The 1279-nt window shown below is 35.1% G+C and carries 2 protein-coding genes; both read right to left on the reverse strand.

Going from position 1 to position 1279, the window contains the following annotated elements; genetic code table 11:
* Window positions 1-44: 44 nt before the first annotated feature.
* Entirely contained in the window at window positions 45-695 is a 651-nt protein-coding gene (locus E1171_RS02980; protein ID WP_155203935.1) for a hypothetical protein, read from the reverse strand.
* A gap of 299 nt (window positions 696-994) precedes the next feature.
* Window positions 995-1279, reverse strand: a 285-nt coding sequence (gene tssD / locus E1171_RS02985; protein WP_187696217.1) for a type VI secretion system tube protein TssD, incomplete at its 5' end; no start/stop codon positions are given.

A 1279-nucleotide genomic window follows, 5' to 3' on the forward strand; every position in this document is an offset into this window, starting at 1 on the left:
GGTCTAAAAAATGAAGTCACTATCTCTTAATTTCTTATTTTAAGTTAAAAATAGCGCAATATTGTTCTGGCCTCTTTTTTGGGGACAGCATTAAAAAGAAACCTAAGGGATAAGTAGCCTTCAGTTTGGAAATTAAATCCGGAACTCTCCTTATAAAGCATCCTGCGACCTCCGCCCACAGCAATGGCTAGCTTATAAGTGATATAACTTTCCATTTCTAATCCCAGTGCTGCTCCCATTTGTAATTCCTCTTTTTCATCGGTTTCTATAGGGCTTCCATTTTGAATAAGAACTACCATTGGAGACAAATAAGGATTAATGGAAAGGAGTTGAAAACGATATAAATTGAAATAATTATTAATTCGAAATAAGGTTTGGGTTAGGTTAGTGGAAAAAGGGCGTTTCACAACCGAATATTGTAGGGTTGGCTCTATTGCATAAACGGGTGTGAAGGAATACCTAAAACCTAGTGCTCCTTCATAGCCTCCTTTGGAAGTTAGAAAGCTTGTGGCTGAAAGTGCTTTTAATCTTTTTACCCGGTTTTGTAAAATGTGAAGATGCTCTTCAGCAGTACTCTCCTCCTTTAAATTATGATTTTCATTTTTCTTATCCCCTGGATGGGGGGTAGTTTGTGCCTGTGAAGAATAGGAAAGAACAGTTAAAGTCGTAATTAAAAAAAATAAATATCTCATCATCAAACTCCTGAATTAAACAATATGATCTTCACCAATATTTCTGAAGTTGGTTAAGCAATATTTGGTAAATGGCTTTGCATTGGTAGAGATTAGGTTACAAATGCTCCGTACGGTTGTCTAGGGTTTTGGCAAAAAATTGCTAACTATCTTTCAAGTTTTTTTCTTCACTAAATCAAAAAATAGAGAACAAGAAGAAATCAGGGTTGCCTGTTTGGCAAAAAGTATTCACTGATAGGAATAAACCTTTCACGCTAATATGGAAGGTGTTGTAACCTTTACAAAATAGTGATGTTTAGGGATTATTCACTTCCCCAATTCCTTTGGTGAGTGATTGATTTCCTTTCTATTGCTTTGGCAACTATTTCCAATTCGAGGATCAAAGGGCTATTATTATTAGCTTTAAACACTTCTTTGTATCGAATGCAGTAGGCTTTTTTAAAGGTGATTGATCCTGACTCCTTATCAAAAATTATTTGACCATCTCTGGTTTGTGTACTTGAAATCATCCAATTCATAAAATCGGAATTCTTTTTTAGTATAATTTGAAGATGGATATGCCCTCCTTCTGTTTTGGAAGATGGTTT

Origin of the sequence: Xanthovirga aplysinae, from assembly GCF_009711365.1 — a bacterium.
GTDB classification, from domain to species: Bacteria; Bacteroidota; Bacteroidia; order Cytophagales; family Cyclobacteriaceae; genus Xanthovirga; species Xanthovirga aplysinae.

What these genes read in the sequence shown, in the direction of transcription:
- E1171_RS02980 (WP_155203935.1), bottom strand. Translation starts at nt 695, where the DNA reads ATGATGAGATATTTATTTTTTTTAATTACGACTTTAACTGTTCTTTCC.